This window comes from Mesorhizobium silamurunense (assembly GCF_014843825.1).
Lineage (GTDB): Bacteria > Pseudomonadota > Alphaproteobacteria > Rhizobiales > Rhizobiaceae > Mesorhizobium > Mesorhizobium silamurunense.
Genome location: NZ_JHQR01000189.1, coordinates 14,126 through 31,182 on the forward strand (window position 1 = coordinate 14,126; position 17,057 = coordinate 31,182).

The 17,057-nt window shown below is 64.0% G+C and carries 14 protein-coding genes and 1 pseudogene; 9 read left to right on the forward strand and 6 right to left on the reverse strand.

Annotation, left to right across the window (positions count from 1 at the left end; translation table 11 throughout):
• Positions 1-182: 182 nt before the first annotated feature.
• The gene (locus tag DH10_RS21075) at positions 183-2,261 is read left to right on the forward strand and encodes a TonB-dependent siderophore receptor (protein WP_246506435.1); all 2,079 of its coding nucleotides are present in this window, start codon (positions 183-185) and stop codon (positions 2,259-2,261) included.
• Between the two features lie 57 nt (positions 2,262-2,318).
• Here DH10_RS21075 and DH10_RS21080 read toward each other — a convergent pair whose 3' ends face one another.
• From DH10_RS21080 to DH10_RS21095, 4 genes are all read right to left on the reverse strand, one after another.
• Complete coding sequence (locus tag DH10_RS21080) at positions 2,319-3,431, reverse strand: siderophore-interacting protein (RefSeq protein WP_246506438.1); 1,113 nt, start codon at positions 3,429-3,431, stop codon at positions 2,319-2,321.
• Positions 3,432-3,553: 122 nt separating this feature from the next.
• A complete protein-coding gene (locus DH10_RS21085) occupies positions 3,554-3,868 on the reverse strand; it encodes a nuclear transport factor 2 family protein (protein ID WP_192254774.1) in 315 nt (104 codons plus the stop codon).
• Complete coding sequence (locus DH10_RS21090; protein ID WP_192254776.1) at positions 3,868-4,644, reverse strand: esterase family protein; 777 nt, start codon at positions 4,642-4,644, stop codon at positions 3,868-3,870. Before DH10_RS21090 ends, DH10_RS21085 begins: the two co-directional genes overlap by 1 nt.
• A 4-nt stretch (positions 4,645-4,648) precedes the next feature.
• Entirely contained in the window at positions 4,649-5,815 is a 1,167-nt protein-coding gene (locus DH10_RS21095; RefSeq protein ID WP_192254777.1) for an ATP-grasp domain-containing protein, read from the reverse strand.
• Positions 5,816-6,221: 406 nt separating this feature from the next.
• Here DH10_RS21095 and leuA point away from each other — a divergent pair, with 406 nt between their 5' ends.
• The 4 genes and pseudogenes from leuA (at position 6,222) to DH10_RS21115 (ending at position 11,631) form a co-directional block, all read left to right on the forward strand.
• Positions 6,222-7,961 (forward strand): 2-isopropylmalate synthase, encoded by a 1,740-nt coding sequence (gene leuA, locus DH10_RS21100; RefSeq protein ID WP_376774904.1) that lies wholly within the window; start codon positions 6,222-6,224, stop codon positions 7,959-7,961.
• A gap of 192 nt (positions 7,962-8,153) precedes the next feature.
• Entirely contained in the window at positions 8,154-9,923 is a 1,770-nt protein-coding gene (locus DH10_RS21105) for a tetratricopeptide repeat protein (RefSeq protein WP_192254780.1), read from the forward strand.
• Between the two features lie 215 nt (positions 9,924-10,138).
• Positions 10,139-10,943: pseudogene (locus DH10_RS21110) on the forward strand (alpha/beta fold hydrolase).
• Positions 10,944-11,013: 70 nt separating this feature from the next.
• On the forward strand, positions 11,014-11,631 hold the full coding sequence (locus DH10_RS21115) for a hypothetical protein (RefSeq protein ID WP_192254782.1): 618 nt from the start codon (positions 11,014-11,016) through the stop codon (positions 11,629-11,631).
• 106 nt (positions 11,632-11,737) lie between these two features.
• Here the strand turns inward: DH10_RS21115 and DH10_RS21120 are convergent, their stop codons facing one another.
• Positions 11,738-12,673 carry a metallophosphoesterase family protein gene (locus DH10_RS21120; protein WP_192254784.1) on the reverse strand — a complete coding sequence of 312 codons (936 nt, stop codon included), beginning with the start codon at positions 12,671-12,673 and terminating at the stop codon, positions 11,738-11,740.
• 68 nt (positions 12,674-12,741) lie between these two features.
• Here DH10_RS21120 and DH10_RS21125 point away from each other — a divergent pair, with 68 nt between their 5' ends.
• Positions 12,742-13,245 (forward strand): NUDIX domain-containing protein, encoded by a 504-nt coding sequence (locus DH10_RS21125; protein WP_192254786.1) that lies wholly within the window; start codon positions 12,742-12,744, stop codon positions 13,243-13,245.
• Between the two features lies 1 nt (position 13,246).
• On the opposite strand, the gene DH10_RS21130 is transcribed toward DH10_RS21125, so the two are convergent.
• On the reverse strand, positions 13,247-14,233 hold the full coding sequence (locus DH10_RS21130) for a glutathione S-transferase family protein (protein ID WP_192254788.1): 987 nt from the start codon (positions 14,231-14,233) through the stop codon (positions 13,247-13,249).
• A 290-nt stretch (positions 14,234-14,523) separates the two neighbouring features.
• On the opposite strand from DH10_RS21130, the gene DH10_RS21135 reads away from it, so the two are divergent.
• The 3 genes from DH10_RS21135 to DH10_RS21145 all read left to right on the forward strand — a co-directional run.
• Positions 14,524-15,129 carry a GNAT family N-acetyltransferase gene (locus DH10_RS21135; protein ID WP_192254790.1) on the forward strand — a complete coding sequence of 202 codons (606 nt, stop codon included), beginning with the start codon at positions 14,524-14,526 and terminating at the stop codon, positions 15,127-15,129.
• A 30-nt stretch (positions 15,130-15,159) separates the two neighbouring features.
• Positions 15,160-15,921, forward strand: a complete 762-nt coding sequence (locus DH10_RS21140) for a 3-hydroxyacyl-CoA dehydrogenase (protein ID WP_192254792.1) — start codon at positions 15,160-15,162, stop codon at positions 15,919-15,921.
• Between the two features lie 5 nt (positions 15,922-15,926).
• Positions 15,927-17,057: CaiB/BaiF CoA transferase family protein (locus DH10_RS21145; RefSeq protein WP_192385287.1), on the forward strand; the 1,131-nt coding region annotated here is incomplete at its 3' end.

Below are 17,057 nucleotides of genomic sequence, written 5' to 3' on the forward strand. Positions count from 1 at the left end.
ACTTCAGCTCGCCCCGCATTGCTGCCGCCGGGCGACGGCGTGGCTCCGGTGCAGGCATCAAAAAATACTTGACTCACATACTCATATTTGAGAGCGCGGGAGCGCAATCAAACATGAGAATTGGAGACGAGTTTATGCGCGAGCGGCCCAAGACATGGCGCCCAAAGGGATGGCACCAGACAATGTCATTGCTGGCGGGCACGGCCTTGCTCGGCCAGGCCTGGCCGGCGATTGCGCAGGAGAGCGAAGACGCCACCGTGCTCGGCAAGATCGAGGTGACCGCCGAAAGCAACGAGATCCTGGTTCAGGACGGCTATGTCGCCAAGAAGGATCGTGTCGGCACCAAGGTCGACACGCCGATCGTCAAGATTCCGCAGGCCGTCTCGGTCGTGACGCAGAAGCAGATCGAGGACCAGAAGCCGCGCACGCTGAACGATGCGCTGGGCTATACGGCGAGCGCCAATCCCAACAGCTTCGGCTTCGACACCCGCTACGACGCCTTCTTCCTGCGCGGCTTCCAGGCCTTCTACAACGGCATGTTCCGCGACGGGCTGCGCCAGTACAACGGGCCTTCGGCCTGGTTCAAGACCGAGCCTTACGGCATCGAGGGCGTCACCATCCTGAAGGGCCCGGCATCCTCGCTTTACGGGATCAGCGGCCCAGGCGGCATCGTCAACGTCGTCACCAAGCGGCCCAAGGACGAGCCGTTCCACGAGATCGAATTGCTGGCCGGCGAGCACAACCGCTTCCAGGCGGCCCTGGATGCCTCCGGACCTGTGAATGACGACGACAGCGTCCTCTACCGCTTGACCAGCCTCGGGCGACTGAGCGAAACCGATCTGCCGGCCTATCCCGACGACAAGCTCTATCTGGCGCCGGCCGTCACTTTCAAGCCGGACGAGGACACCAAGCTCACCATCCTCGGCGAATATTCGAAGTCCGTCACCGGCGGCGCCGCGGCCTTCTACAACTCGGCCTATGGCGTGCTGTCGAACGTCTATGAAGGCGACCCGGCCTGGAACGATTTCAGCCAGGATCAGGGCCGCATCGGCTACGAATTCGAGCACCGCGTCAACGATTGGCTGACCGTCCGCCAGAACCTGCGCTACGACGCCGTCGACAGCGACATCGAATATAGCGGCCACTATTCGGTCGGCGCCGACCAGCCGCTGCAGCGCTACTGGGGCCACTATACCGAGAAGATGAAGAACTTCGTCGTCGACAACATGGCGCAGCTCGAATTCGACACCGGCCCTGTGCGGCACACCGCGGTCGGCGGCATCGACTATGCCTGGTCGGATTACGATGCCGGTAGCGGGCTTTCCTATGTCTCGGTCGAAGACATCAAGTCAGCACCCGTTCCCTATTCCGGCGGCCAGCAGATGAACCAGCTCGGGGTCTATCTGCACGACCAGATGGAGTGGAACGATTTCACGCTGTTCACCAGCGGCCGCTATGATTGGGTCGACACCACCTCGACCGCGGCCGATTTCAGCCAGTCGAAGCAGAAGGACAGTGCCTTCTCCGGCCGGCTCGGCCTCTCCTACCGGACCGAATGGGGCATCATCCCCTATGTCAACTATTCGACTTCGTTCTCGCCCAACATCGGCGTCGTCTATGACGATGTCGCCAGCGCTGTCGGCCGCGTCGCCCGCCCGACGATTGCGACGCAGAAGGAGGTCGGCGTCAAATACGAGGTCCCGGATTACAACGCGACCGTCAGCGCCGCGTTGTTCGACATCGACCAGAAGGACGGCGTCGTCTTCGACGCCTCGACCGGCATCAACAAGCAGCGTCAGCTCGATCTCACCTCGCGCGGCGTCGAATTGGAAGCCAATGCCTCGCTCGACAACGGCTTCAGCGTCATCGCCTCCTACACCTATCTGCGCGTGAAGATCGAACGCGGCGCCGAAGGCACCGCCGGCAAGGAACTGTCGGCGACGCCGAACCACATCCTGTCGCTCTGGGGCCACTACCAGTTCGAAAACGGCACGCTGGAGGGGCTCGGGCTCGGCGCCGGCGTGCGCTTTGCCGGCGCCAGCTATGGCGACGACACCAACACCTTCAAGAACGATGCGCGCGCCTTCGTCGACGCCTCTGTGTCCTATGATTTCGGCTACCGCAATCCGAAGCTCGAAGGGGTCAAGCTGCAGGTCAACGCCAAGAACCTGTTCGACAACCGGCAGACCATCTGCTCGGCCGGCTATTGCTACCGCGACGAAGGTCGCTCGCTGTTCGGCAGCCTGCGCTATCGCTTCTGAGGCCTCGCTGGTAGTTGAGAAACGGGCGGCGAGCACAAATCCACATTCGTGGATTGTCTATTCCTCGCCGTTCCCGTCCTCGCCTTGCGCGCCCCGGCGCCAATAGGCGGTGACCAGATGTCCGTCGCGCGGCAGGCCCCATTCCTTGCGCACGATCCTGCGGATCTCGCGAAAATCGGCGAATTCGCATCCGGCCCAGACATAGAGATCGTCGGCCGTGTGGTCGCGCTGGCGAAGCGCCGCCGCCAGCAGACCTGCGCTGCCGGCATCGCGGCCGCGCCGGTAGAGCCACCGGACGGCGATGTTATCGCCCGCCGTCAGCGCGATCCGGTCCTCCGGACCATCGACCTCGATCAAGGCCTCGGCGCGGGTCGATGGCGCAAGCTCCTCCAGGATCCTGCCGATGGCGGGGAGCGCGGTATCGTCGCCGACCAGAAGCAGGTCTTGCGCCTCCGGCACGCCACCGCCGCCGGGGCCGATCATGCCGATCACGTTGCCCGCCCGCGCATTCTGCGCGAAAGCCGCGGCCGGCGTTTCGGTGCCGGGATGCAGCACGAAGTCGACGTCGAGCCAGCCGCCGGCGACATTGAGCGCGCGGATCGTGTAGACGCGGACGGTGAGCGTGTCCTCGCCCGACGGCCACACGATCATTCCGTCGGCGCCCATCGAGGGCCACACCGGCTGCCGTCCAGCAGGGGGCAGCAATAGTCGTACGTGCAGCCCGCCATGGGCGAAGCGGCCGAGGTCGCGACCGGAGAAGCGGACGCGCTGCATATGCGGCGACAGCCGTGTCGTGGATTGCACGGTAATCTCGCGGAAGAAGACGGGCGTGCCGGCATCCTTGCCGTCGCCTTGCCAGCGCAGGCCGCCAGTGGTCCCTAGCTGCCCGGCGATATGACCCGCGACGATCATCTTCATGTAAGACAGGCAGGTCTCGTCTTGCGCCGCGACCCGGATCAGTGCGCCGCCATCTTCGAGTGTGGCGTGGAGGGAGCCGTAATGCATGCGGAGCTGCCACTGATCCGTGGTCGCGCTATCGACCTCGCAGTCACAGTGCTCGGCGCGCAGCCTGTCCATGACCGCCCGGATGGCGTCGTTGCGGATATGGGTTTGCGCGCTGAGCTGAACCATCGCCAGGCCTTTCGACAAGGGTTGAGGCGATACGGCCATCAGGGCCGACGCCATCGTCAGGCGGGCATGCCACAGCGCCGGCGGCCTTTCCACAAAAAGATGACAATGTAAGTCATATTTTTGAAAACTGGCCGCCAACCGATGAACTGACGGAACGGATTTCAGGCGATGGTCAGGCTCGCGATCAGGTCGCCCTCGAGCGTGAAGGTCATGTCGCCTTCGCCTTTGAAGCCGTTGCCGGCCACCTTGATGCGCACATGCCAGGCACCGTCCGACTGCGCGATGGTGACGATGTCGAGGTGGGACTGCACGCCGATATTGTCAGACTGGTTCCAGCGCGCGATCCCCTCGCGTCCGCGGAACGAGCGGCCCCAGTCGGTGAGCAAGGCATCGGCGGTGAAGGTTTCGAGAAAGGCCCCGGTGTCGCCGGCATTGGTGGCTTCGACAAAGCGGCGGATCGGATCGGGCGTGGCCATCAATCGATCCGGTGCATCAGGTCGTCGTCCAGCCAGCGGCCGAAGAAATAGACGAGCTGCTTGTGCCACCACGGCCAGTCATGGCTGACGTCGCCGCCCCAATAGTCGACCCAGGCCTGGATGGATTTGTCACGCAGCACCTGCTCCAGTTCGCGCGTTTCCACAAGCATGCGCTCTTCCCAGGCGCCCTGTCCGCAGCAGAAGATCAGCCTGAGCGCCCTCAGCCGGCCAAGCAGTTTCTGATCGACGATACCCGGCAGGTAGTCGAGCGGCGAGTTGAAGAAGATGCTGCCGTCGAGCGCCCGGCCGAAGAAGTCGCGGGTGGAATAGACGCCGGAGAGCGAGATCACGCCGCTCGCCAGTTCCGGAAAGCGGAAGACGAAGTTCGATGAGTGATAGCCGCCCATCGAGCAGCCGCAGAACAGCGGCTTGAGAGTGCGCCCGCCATTGGCCTTGGTAGCGACCGCCTGCAGTTCCGGCAGCGCCTCTTCCCGCACATAGCGGAAATAGGCCTCGTGACGGGCGATGCGATGAGTAGGGTCGCCATGCTTGTCGAAGAAGGATTCCGAATCGATGCCGTCGAGCGTGAACAGCTGGATGCGGCCGGTGTCGATAAATTCGGCAAGTGCTGCGACGCCGCCCGAATCCTCAAACTGATAGAAGCGCCCCTGCGAGGTCGGGAACACCACCACCGGCCGCCCGGCATGGCCGTAGCGCTTGTATTCCATGTCGCGGCCGAGGTTGCGGGCATGGCCGCTGTGATAGGAAACGTCCATCGGCTCACGCCTTTTCCGCGTGGATATAGTCGACCGCATGGCGCAGCGCCTTCGGGTCCTTCGAGCGCATCTGGTAGGCGTAGTTCCCCATGGCGCGGCTGAAAACCTCTTCGATGGCCTGGTGGTGGACGATCTTGTCGCCGTGCGCGGCTAGCACGTCCTCATGGCTGTGCACATAGTCGAGGTGCCGTTTGCGGCTGGCATAGGCGGTGAAATACTCGCCTTTGTAGGGGCCGCCGGCCGCATCCTTCACCACCATGTTTGCCCATTCGGCATAGACGTCTATGTCGAAGGTGTAGTTGATCGCGTCCGTCATCCAGGCGCCGGGCGGGCGCATGTTGACCTCGAGCGCGATGATGCGCTTGTCCCTGGTCTCGAACAGTTCGATGTGGAAGAAGCGTTCCCGCACGTCGAACGCTTTCAGGATCTTGCGTCCCGCCTCCTCGACCGCCGGCGCGATCTCGGGGAAGCAGGTGTAGCTCATGTGGCGATCGCGGTTGACCACTTCCATGACGCTCTGGTCGTAGCGGTGGCTCGCCGCCAGCACCACCTCGCCGTCACGGTTGACCAGCCCGTCGAAGGTCACCACCAGCCCCTCGATGAACTGCTCCATGACGAAGGTGACGCCTTCTGGCTTGTCCCTGAAGAACTGGTCGAGCTCCTTCGCGTTGGAGATCTTGAACGTGTTCGAGGCGCCGGAGCCCGAGTCCGGCTTCACCACCACCGGGTAGCCGACGCGGCGGATGAAGGTCATGGCGCCGGCGCGGTCCGAGCATTTCCGTTGCGGAATGGTCTCGACGCCGCTCTTGCGGAAGAAGGCGCGCATGCGGCTCTTGCGCTTCAGATTCTTCACGAAATCGAGCTTGGTGCCGAAGATGTTGAAGTCGGTGCGGATGTTGGCTTCGAGTTCCAGCCAGTGCTCGTTCAAGGACTCGAAGCGGTCGATGCGGCCCCATTTGTGGATGAAATGCCCCATCGCCCGGAACACGGCATCGTAGTCTTCCATGTCCGCGACGCGATAATATTCCGTCAGCGCAGCCTTGAGCTTGCCGCTCAGCGTCTCATAGGGCGCATCGCCGATGCCGAGCACGGTGGCGCCGGCCTTCTTCAGCCGGTCGCAGAAATCGGCGCCGTTGGCTGGAAAATGCGGCGAGAAGAACACGAAATTCATGCACGGCCTCCCCCTGGGATCAGGTCCTCCGGAAGCGAGTGTGACGCATTTGCCTGATGCGGGGAAGAGCCTGGGCCTCGCGCGGTCGGGCCGGCACTTGCCTCCAGATGCCCGCTCCTGTAAGAGAGCCGGCATGACCACGCGCACCCGCTCCGTCGCTTCTCCTCGCTCCGGCTTTGCCGGCGAGACCGTGCGCGCGCTCGCTTCGACCCTGCTTCTTCTCGGCCTTATCGGCGATCGCCGGGTTCGCTGAAGGAGCGCCCGGCGGTCGAAAACCGCCCGCTCGAGGCGCATGCTCCTTGGCCAGAAATGGCAAGTCACATCAAGCGAACGAAACTTTGGTAAAGGCGCCGCTCGGCACCAATCCGCCTGAGGGCGGTCTCACGAGCCGCCGGGAGAAACGACAATGAACAGAAGAGAAGCAATCCGCGCCGGCGAGGCCGAAACGGGCGCGCAAGGGCCCGGGCAGATGCCGGACGCAGCCCGCAAATATCAGCCCTACCCGACCGTCAACCTCGCCGATCGTACCTGGCCATCGAAGGTGATCGACAAGGCGCCGATCTGGTGCTCGGTCGACCTGCGCGACGGTAACCAGGCCCTGATCGACCCGATGGGCCACGAGCGCAAGGCGCGCATGTTCGGGCTGCTCATCGACATGGGCTTCAAGGAGATCGAGATCGGCTTTCCGTCGGCCTCGCAGACCGACTTCGACTTTGCCCGCTGGTGCATCGAGGAAGGCGGCGTGCCGAGCGATGTCTCGTTGCAGGTGCTGGTGCAGTGCCGGCCCGAACTGATCACGCGGACCTTCGAAGCGCTCAAGGGCGCGCATCGCCCGATCGTGCATTTCTACAACTCGACCAGTGAGCTGCAGCGCCGCGTCGTCTTCGAGAAAGACGTCGCCGGCATCAAGCGCATCGCCACCGACGCCGCCAAGATGATCACCGACATGGCCGCCAAGGCCGGCGGCGGCTTCCGTTTCGAATACTCGCCGGAGAGCTTTACCGGCACCGAGCTGGAGGTTGCGCTGGAGATCTGCAACGCCGTCACCGAAATCGTAAAGCCGACGGACAACAACAAGCTGATCATTAACCTGCCGTCGACGGTCGAGATGTCGACGCCCAACGTCTATGCCGACCGCATCGAGTGGATGTGCCGCAATCTCGACAATCGCGACAAGCTGATCGTCTCGCTGCATCCCCACAACGACCGCGGCACCGGCATCGCCACCACCGAGCTCGGCCTGATGGCCGGCGCCGACCGCGTCGAGGGCACGCTGTTCGGCAATGGCGAGCGCACCGGCAATGTCGACATCGTCACCTTGGCGCTGAACATGTACACGCAAGGGGTCGATCCCGGGCTGGACTGTTCCGACATCAACCGGATGAAGGATGTCTACGAATACTCGAACCAGCTGAAGATCCCGGAGCGCCATCCTTACGTCGGCGAACTGGTCTACACCGCTTTCTCCGGCTCGCACCAGGATGCCATCAACAAGGGCATGAAGGCGCTGCGCAAGGCCAACACGCCGCTCTGGGAAGTGCCCTATCTGCCGATCGACCCCGCCGATGTCGGCCGCACCTATGAGGCGATCATCCGCATCAACTCGCAGTCCGGCAAGGGCGGCATCGCCTATGTGCTGCAGGCCGATTACGGCCTCAACCTGCCGCGCAACCTGCAGATCGAGTTCAGCCAGGACATCCAGACGATCACCGACGCCGAGGGCAAGGAAGTGCCGGCCAAGCGCATCCACGAGCGCTTTCTCGAAGCCTATGTCGACCAGCCTGGCGCGCGGCTAAAATTCCTCGACCATCGCACCTATCCGGACACCGAGGTGAAGGGCCGTCGCGTGGTCGAGGCGGAGATCCGCGACAACGGCAAAGAAGTGACCATCACCGGTTCCGGCACTGGCCCGATCGACGGCTTTGTCGATGCGCTTTCGCGCCATGTCGGCGTCGAGATGTCGGTGCTCGACTATTCCGAACACTCCTTGCAGCGCGGCTCGAATGCCTCGGCCATCTCCTATGTCGAGATGGAACATCCAGGCGGCAAGCTGTTCGGCGCAGGCATAAACACCAACATCGTCGCCGCCTCGCTGGAGGCCGTGGTCTCGGCCGCCAACCGCATCCTCGGCCGCAGGGCCGGCTGACCCTCGACCTTTGGCGGCGCGTTCAGCGGACGCGCCGTGCTTTAAAAACGCGCACGATTTCCCTGCCATTCATTAACCGGCAGGGAAATTTGCGGTGGCTTACGCGATCGCATAACAGAAGCATTCTTGTGCCGCGGCGTGAGCGCTATATTATCACGCCCTAACCTGTGCCGACTTTGAAAGGTCCGACACTTGGAGCCTGCCCCGCCTGCCGCCCCCGCAGTGCGCGAGACATTGGAGCGACTGCTTGCCAGCGAAACGTTCGGACGCTCCGAACGTGCGCGCAGACTGCTACGCTATCTGGTCGAGCGCGAGCAGGCCGGCGAAGCCGACCGGCTGAAGGGTGTATCCATCGCCATGGATGTCTTCGGCAAGGACGGCGATTTCGACGCATCGACCGACGCCGTCGTTAGGGTCCAGGCGGGGCGGTTGCGCGAGCTTCTGGATCACTATTTCGCCAACGAGGGCATTGCCGAGCCGGTGCGCATCGCCATTCCGCGCGGCGGCTATGTGCCTTCCTACGAGCCGAATGCCATCCGGCTCCCCGCCGAAGCCAAGCCTGCAGATGCCGGACAGGTCGCTCGGTCTTCCAAGCATTTCGAGACCCCCTCACCCGCCGATGCCGTGCCGCTGATGACGACCCCGGCACCGCCTGGATCCGCCTCGTCGCTGACGCGCCAATTGCGGTTCTTCTGGGCCGCCATGGTTCTGGTCATCGCCATGCTGGGTGTCCTCGTTATCCGCCAGGGCGATGCCTTTCTCCACGGTGACGACGCGGCAGCGCCGGTCGAAACGGCAGGCGCGACGAGCAGCGTCGCTCGCCAACCATTCGACAGCTTGCCTTTGATCTACGTAGCCATCAAGGCCGGCGGACCTGAGGCAGCACGTGTTGCCTCCTCGCTTCGCGCCGGTCTCGCCGGCTTCGATACCATAGACTTCATCGGGCGCGACGCCGACGCGTCGCGCGACGGTTCCGCCGATCCGATCGCCTTCGTTTTCGATGTTATTCCCGGCCCAGCTACTGGCGACGTCATGATCGAATTGCAGAACGTCGCGACGGGGCGGGTTCTCCTGTCACGCAATCTGACATCGGCCGAAAGCGCGCCTGGCGCGATCGAAAGCAACATCGCCAATCTCCTGACCTCGACCGTCCCCGCTTCGGGCGCGATCTACAGCTATATCGATCAGAGCGACATCCGGACCAGCCAGATCGGATGTCTGGTGCTCGACGACCGCTACTATCTCGACCAGAGCGCCAAGACGCACGAAGCTGCGTATCGCTGTCTGGAGAAGCTGGTCAGCGAAGGCACCAAATCATCGCTCGTCTACTCGGAACTGGCTTCGCTGCATCTGGAAGCCGTCAACAACCACTACGCCTATCCGGCCGTCGCAACGGTCGAGCAGGCCATGTCGTTCGCGCACCGCGCCATCCAGATGGGACCGATGAGCCCGCACGCGCATCGCGCCTATGGCTATCTCAACTCGCGTCTCGGCAATACGGACGAAGCGATCCGCTGGATGCGCAAGGCTTATGAGCTCAACCCTTACGATCTCGGCATGGCCGCCGCCTATGGCTACGGCCTGATCTTCGCCGGCCGATACCAGGAAGGAACGCCTATCCTGGGCCATGCAGTCGAAGCTTTCAGCGGCCACCCGACCTGGTGGGACTATGGCCTGTTTGTCGGAGCCTTCATGCAAGGCGATACCAAGAAGGCCGCGATTGCCAGCGAGTCGCTGAGGACCACCGCGTCAAAATCGCATTACTTGGCCGCGCGCCTGATCGGTGCCAAGATTTCAGGCCGCGACAAGCTCGCGAGCGAGTTGGCGAACGAACTGATAGCCGAATTCCCGAAATTCGCAGCCAATCCGCGCGCGGTCTTCGTCGACAGGAAGTATCCCGCCGATCTCACCGATCGGCTGGTGCAATCCTTGCGCTCCGCGGGAATCGGCAACCCGAGCTAAGCCATCGCGCCCATGTGCCGGCGCGCTGTTTGCCGTGCCGGCTCCGCTCAGCCAAGCATGGGACCGAAATTCAACAAGTATTAGGGCATGCTTCCGCATTCGGTTGGGCATACAATCCCGGTCGCGAAAATTTTACTGGCTATCGAGCCGCCCGGGGAGCAATTCAGCCACAATCTTGAATTGCCGCTCGTCCTGCCTCGCAGCCAATAATCTTGATGCTCCCATCCCTTCATGTCGCCGAAAGCGGTGCTGGCCCGAAGACGATCATCTTCCTGCACGGCTTCGGCGCTTGCCATTCGATCTGGCGCGACGTGATTGCGGAATTGGTGCCCGGTGTAAGGGCATTGGCCTACGATCTGCCCGGTCACGGACACTCCCTGGAGTACCGGGGAACGGCAGGCGCCAAGCAGGCGGCACGGGCCATCCTCGCGGATCTGGCCGCCCGCCGGCTGGGCAAGGTTCACCTTGTTGGCCATTCCATGGGCGGCGCGATCGCGACATTGATGGCGCTCGCCGACCCTGAAAGAGTTGCCTCGCTGACCTTGCTGGCGCCCGGCGGCTTCGGTCCCGAGATCAACGGTTCGCTGCTGCGCCGCTATGCCGCCGCGGACGATAGGAACGAGATCCGCGTTTGTCTTACCGCCATGTCGGGGTCGGGGAGCGTGCCTCCTGAACATGTGGTGGAGGCGCTTTTCCGCATGCGTGAACGGCCGGGCCAGTTTGCTGACCCTTGTCGACACGGCGGCCTTGATGACCGAGGATGACCGGCAAGGCGTCATCCCGAGCGAACGGCTGGAAACCTTGAGCATGCCGGTAATGGTGGTTTGGGGAACGGACGATCCCGTCCTGCCCGTCTCCCAGGCCGAAGGCTTGCCGCCGCATTTCCACCTGCACCACGTGCTCGCGGCCGGCCACATGCTGGTCGAGGAGGCGCCCGGCCTGGTTGCAGAGGCCGTGCGCCACAACACCCGTCGCCGCAGCAGAAGCCAGCGGCCCGTATTCGACGCGGCGGCGAGCTGAGCCCCATCTCGCAGTGCATTTTGCCGGCGACTGTGTTAACTCGCTATTTACCAACAGCGAGGCAGCCGCCATGAAGGATGCAGGCGACAAAATCACCCCGATCGAGCCGTCGCGAAAGCTCGCGGACGCGATCCGCGACGTCAAGAACGCGTTCGCCGACCGCGACGATGTGGTGGTCGACATGCGCGAGGCGCACCGCATGCGGCTCGAGCTGCTGGCCGCGGAGCTCGCGCCCGTCTTTGCCGGTGTTCCCACCGACATCGACAATTTCGACTTCGCCGTCTCCTCCGGCCTGCAGCCGCGGCTGTGGATCGATGCCGTCAGCCATGTCGCCATGGGACGGGATCGCCGCACCTTCCGTTTCCTCAAGGACACGCGCATCGGCCGCGTGACGCTGGCCGAATCGACCGACATGAAGCCCGTCGCCGATGCCGTGACGCGATACGTGGCCGAGCGTGTCGTCGAGCGGCAGCGGATGATGGAAGGCGCGGTCGAGAGCGCCGCGCCTGGCCTGCATCGCGCCGAGGTCCAGGAAGCCGAGCCGCCTTTGCAATCCGCAACGCGCCGCAACGGCTGGACGACCTTCTTCGCCGGGCTTGGCTTGATCGCCGCCGGCGCCCTGGTGGGCCTTGCGATATCGCTCGTGCTGTTCTGGGATCGCATCGCCCAGATGAAGATCAGCTTCTAGAGCAATTCCAGGAAAAGTGCGCAGCGGGTTTCCTCCGGAATTGCGTAAAAACAAATAGTTGGAGCAGTTCGATGTTCCCGCGAGACGATGAACTGCTCTGACGAGTTCAGCTTCTGACGAGTTCACGGCCCGCCGCTGTGTCGGCGCCCAGCTCGATCACTTGCAGGTCTGACGGCGGCAGTGCCGGACCGGTCAGGCCGCGCCGTGTCAGGCGGATGCTCCAACTGCCTTTTTCCCCGTCTATCTCGAATAGATTGTACTGAGCGGCCGGATTCTTGCCGCCCGGCGCCTGGCCGGCAGCGGCAACGCCGACCACCGGCACCTTGGCGCCGCGCGGACCGATGGTGAACAGCGACGGCAGGTGCGAATGACCGTGCAGGACAAGCTCCGCGCCATCCCGGCGAATGACCTTGTTGAAGCGCGCGATGCCGAACAGCCGCTTGTGCTGCGAAACCGCGCCGCGCACCGGCGGATGATGGATCATGATGGCGCGAAACAGCTCTTGTTGGGCTGTGGCGTGGAGGATCTTGCCAAGCCGCTCCGCCTGGCCCTCCATGAAGAAGCCGTTGGCCATGAAGGGCGCCGTGGCCCGCGCCGTCGTCACGCCGATCAGCGCAACGTTGCCGCGCACGCGCAAATAGGGAAAGGAATTGCGGTCGACCGGGCTGTTGACGCCGTCGCCCGTCATCCACAGCGCCCACGACCGGCAGACCTTGTCGAAAGCGCCCGGCACATAGGCATCATGATTGCCCGGCACCACGGACACATCGTCGGGAGAGCCAAGCGTCTCCAGCCAGTGCTTCGCCATCTCGATCTCGCCGTCGAGCGCCAGGTTGACGAGATCGCCGGTGACGGCGAGGTGGTCGGGCGCGTTGGCCTTGATATCGGCGACGATCGTGTCGATGACGGCGTCATGCATATGCCGGCGGCGGTTGCGCTGCCAGTTGACGTAGCCCAGCACGCGCTTGGAGGCGAGATCGCGATAGGTTACATCGGGCAGCGGCCCCAGATGGACATCGGAAATATGCGCGAGCCTGAACATAGCTCCTTCTTAAGCGACCCCGTTCGGGCTTTCTACTCACCGTTTGCTGTTCGGCTGCGGTTTCGCGGATGACCGGCGCCGGCGATCCGGAACAGGCGTTCCGCCAGACCGGCTGGGCGGGACTGCGGGCAAGACTATTCCATCTCTACTTCCTGCTGCGGCGTCCGATGACGCTTGGCGTGCGAGGCCTTGTCTACGACCGCGCCTCCAACTCCGTATTCCTCATCCGCCACACCTATGTGCCGGGCTGGCAATTGCCGGGCGGCGGCGTCGAGGTGGGCGAGACGCTCGTCGAGGCGCTGGCGCGCGAACTGGCCGAGGAAGGCAACATCGCGCTGACTGCTCCACCGGTGCTGAAATCGATGCACTTCAACCGCCGCGCCAGCCGCCGCGACCATGTCGGCCTCTATTTGATCGAGGCCTTCAGCCAGACGGCGCCGAAGCTGCCGGACCACGAGATCGCCGAGGCAGCGTTCTTCCCACTCGACCGTTTGCCGGAAGATGCGACGCCGGCGACGCGACGACGGATTGCCGAAATTTTCGGTGGCGAACAGGCCTCCCCCTACTGGTGAGTCAAGCCGCCTTCCTGAACCGGCCGCGATCGTGCGGTGCCGCATAGTCGAGTTCTGGTCCCACCGGGATAATGCCCGTCGGATTGATCGATTTGTGGCTGCCGTAGTAATGCGCCTTGATGTGGTGCAGGTTGACCGTTCCTGAGACGCCGGGCACCTGATAGAGATCGCGCAGATAGTTCGACAGGTTCGGATAGTCGGCGATGCGGCGCAGATTGCATTTGAAGTGGCCGACATAGACCGGATCGAAACGCACCAGCGTGGTGAACAGCCGCCAGTCGGCCTCCGTGATGCGCTCGTCGACCAGGTAGCGCTGTCTCGACAGCCGTTCTTCCACCGCGTCGAGCGCCGAGAACAATTCGCCGAACGCCTCCTCATAGGCTTCTTGCGTGGTGGCGAAGCCGGTGCGGTAGACGCCATTGTTGATTGCCGGATAGACCAGCGCGTTGATCTTGTCGATCTCCGCCCGCAGCGCCGGCGGATAGAAGTCGAGGCTCGCATCGCCCCATTCGTCGAAGGCGGAATTGAGCATCCGGATGATCTCGGAAGACTCGTTGTTGACGATGGTCTCCTGCTTTTTGTCCCACAGCACCGGTACTGACACCCGGCCCGAATAGGCGGGATCGGCCTTGGCATAGATCTGGTGCAGGAAATCGAGGCCGTAGAGCGTGTCGCCCGTGGCGCCGTCCTCGGCTCTGAAGGTCCAGCCGCTCTCACCCATGAAATGGTACACCACCGAGACGGAGATGATTCCTTCCAGCTTTTTCAGAGCGCGAAAAATCAGCGTCCGGTGCGCCCATGGGCAAGCGAGCGAGACGTAAAGGTGATAGCGGCCAGGCTCCGCCTTGAAACCGCGCTTACGGCCTTTAGCCGGCACGCCGTCGCGCGTCACCCAGTCGCGCCATTGCGCTTCGGCCCGCACGAACCTGCCGCCGCTATCGGCAGCAACTGGCCGGTGCTGCCATCTGCCTTCAATCAGCAATCCCATGCGAAATCTCCCTGCGCGTCCAACAGACATTTAGGCGTTTGGCCGGAATGTCGAAGCCCTCAGGCGCTGAACAGTTCGTCAAACGACGAACCAGATCGTCAAGCGGCGGAAGGAAAGGTGAAAAGCGCCGATTGCAGCCGGGAAGAATTGATGCTAGCGGAGGCGCCCATGTTCGACTTTGCCACGATCCGGTTCGACCGACGACGAGAGGGCGCCCGCGCTTGAAGCGCTGACTGGCGAATGCTGCCGCTTGCAGCAAACCTCTCCTCGCATACCGGAACGCAAAGACCATGAGCCTTGCCGACGTGAAATACCTGCCGGAAACCCCGGCGCACGATCCTGAAATCGAAGCCATCAACGACGAGGCCTTCGGGCCCGGCCGTTTCGTGCTTGCCGCCTACAAGATCCGCGAATCCGGCGGACATGATCGCTTGATGTCCTTTGTCGCGGTCAAGGACGATGCGGTGATCGCTTCCGTGCGCATGACGCGCGTCGCTGCAGGTGCCGGCCGCGCCATGATGTTAGGTCCGCTCGCCGTACGGCCTGCCTTCAAGAATCTCGGCATCGGCCGCCGGCTGGTCGCGATCGCGCTCGAAGCCGCGGCAAAGGCCGGCGCGCCGGCCGTCATGCTGGTCGGTGACGAGCCCTACTACGGGCCGCTCGGCTTCAAGCGCTTCCCGCGTGGCCAGGTCACGATGCCGCGCCCCGTCGATCTCGACAGGCTCCTCCATCACGAAATCAAGCCGGGCGCGGTGGCCCGGTTCGTCGGCGAGGTCTGCCATGCGGATACGGCGCGGGTTGCCGACCTGGCCCAGGCCGTGGTCCGTGCTTCGGCCAATCCGCAGTCCTCGATCGATCCGGTCATCCAAGTTGCGCCGCGGCAGCGCGCTTCGTAGCATGACCCGAAATCCTGGGAGGACGCCGGCATGAATCCGAATGGCCAGATCGCGATCGTCACCGGAGGCGGCTCCGGCCTTGGCGAAGCGACGGCGCGTGCCCTTGCCGCCAAGGGCGCCAGCGTCGCGATACTCGATGTCGGCATCGATCGCGCGGCCAAGGTTGCGGCCGACATTGGCGGCATCGCGGTTCAATGCGACGTCAGCAGCGCCGACAGTGGCAGCGTGGCGGTCGCCGAAGTAGCGGCAAAGCTCGGCGAGCCGCGCATCCTGGTCAATTGCGCCGGCATAGCCATCGGCGTGAAGACGATCGGCAAGGATGGTCCGCACCCGCTGGACCAGTACCGCAAGGTGATCGAAATCAACCTGATCGGCACCTTCAACATGATCCGCCTCGTCGCCGACCGGGCGGCGAAACTCGACCCGCTCTCCGGCGGCGAGCGCGGCGTCATCGTCAACACGGCATCGGTCGCGGCCTATGACGGCCAGATCGGCCAGGCCGCCTATTCGGCGTCCAAGGGCGGCGTCGTCGGCATGACGCTGCCGGTGGCGCGCGATCTCGCCCGCTCTGGCATCCGCGTCTGCACCATCGCCCCAGGCATCTTCAAGACGCCGATGATGGCCGGCATGCCGCAGGAGGTTCAGGATTCACTCGGCGCTTCGGTGCCCTTCCCGCCCCGCCTCGGCGAACCCTCGGAATATGCCGCGCTCGCGCTCCACATCATCGAGAACCAGATGCTGAACGGCGAGACCATCCGCCTCGACGGCGCGATCCGCATGGCGCCCAAATAAAGGGAATGATCACGCCGCTGACAGCCGCCGACAACACGGGGCCGTTGGCTGGCCTCAGGGTGATCGAGATGGCGGGCATCGGCCCGGTGCCGCTCGCAGCCCTGATGCTGTCGGAAATGGGTGCTGACGTCCTGCGCATCGAGCGGGCGGACGCCAGGGAGCCGCTTCTGTCCTTGCCGGACGCCTGCGACCTCGACCGCCATGGCCGCTCCATCCTCAGGCTCGACCTGAAACGCCCCGAGGGCCCGGAGCTTCTGCTGCGTCTTGCGGAAAAGGCCGACGTCCTCATCGAGGGCTTTCGCCCCGGCGTGATGGAGCGGCTGGGCCTCGGACCCGAAATCGTGCTCGAACGCAATCCGGCGCTGATCTATGGCCGCCTCACAGGTTTCGGCCAGGACGGACCGCTGTCGCGCAGCGCCGGCCATGACATCACCTATCTCGCCTATGCCGGCCTGCTGCACGCCATTGGCCGGCAAGGAGCGCCGCCCGTGCCACCGCTCAACCTCATCGCCGACCAGGGCGGCGGCGCAATGATGCTGATTGCCGGCGTGCTGGCCGCCCTCTTCCAGCGCTCGCGCACCGGCGAAGGTCAGGTGATCGATGCCGCGATGGTCGAGGGCGCATCGATGCTCGCGGCTACCGTCCACGCCTTCATCGCGGCAGGCCTCTGGAGCGACCGGCGCGGCGAGAACCTGCTCGATTCCGGGGCGCCTTTCTACGATGCTTACGAGACCGCGGACGGACGGCATGTCGCCATCGGCTGCCTCGAGCCGCGGTTCTTTGCCGAGTTTGCCAGGCTGTTGCCGCTCGACCGGCGTTTTGTCCCCGGCCAATATGACAGGACGTTGTGGCCGGCGATGCGTGCCGTGATCGCCGCGAGGATCAGAGAGAAGACGCGCGACGAGTGGGCCGACGTCTTTGGCCCGACCGATGCCTGCGTCGCTCCCGTCCTGTCGCTGACCGAGGCCAGGAACCATCCGCAGAGCCGTGCCCGGCAAAGCTTTGTGAAATCGGACGAGCTCGAACGCCCGGCGCCGGCGCCGCGCTTCTCGAAGGCCACGCCGACGCTTGCCGCGGCGCCGACGGTCGCCGACCGCCAGCCTTCGGATGTGCTGGCACGCTTCGGCATCGACGAA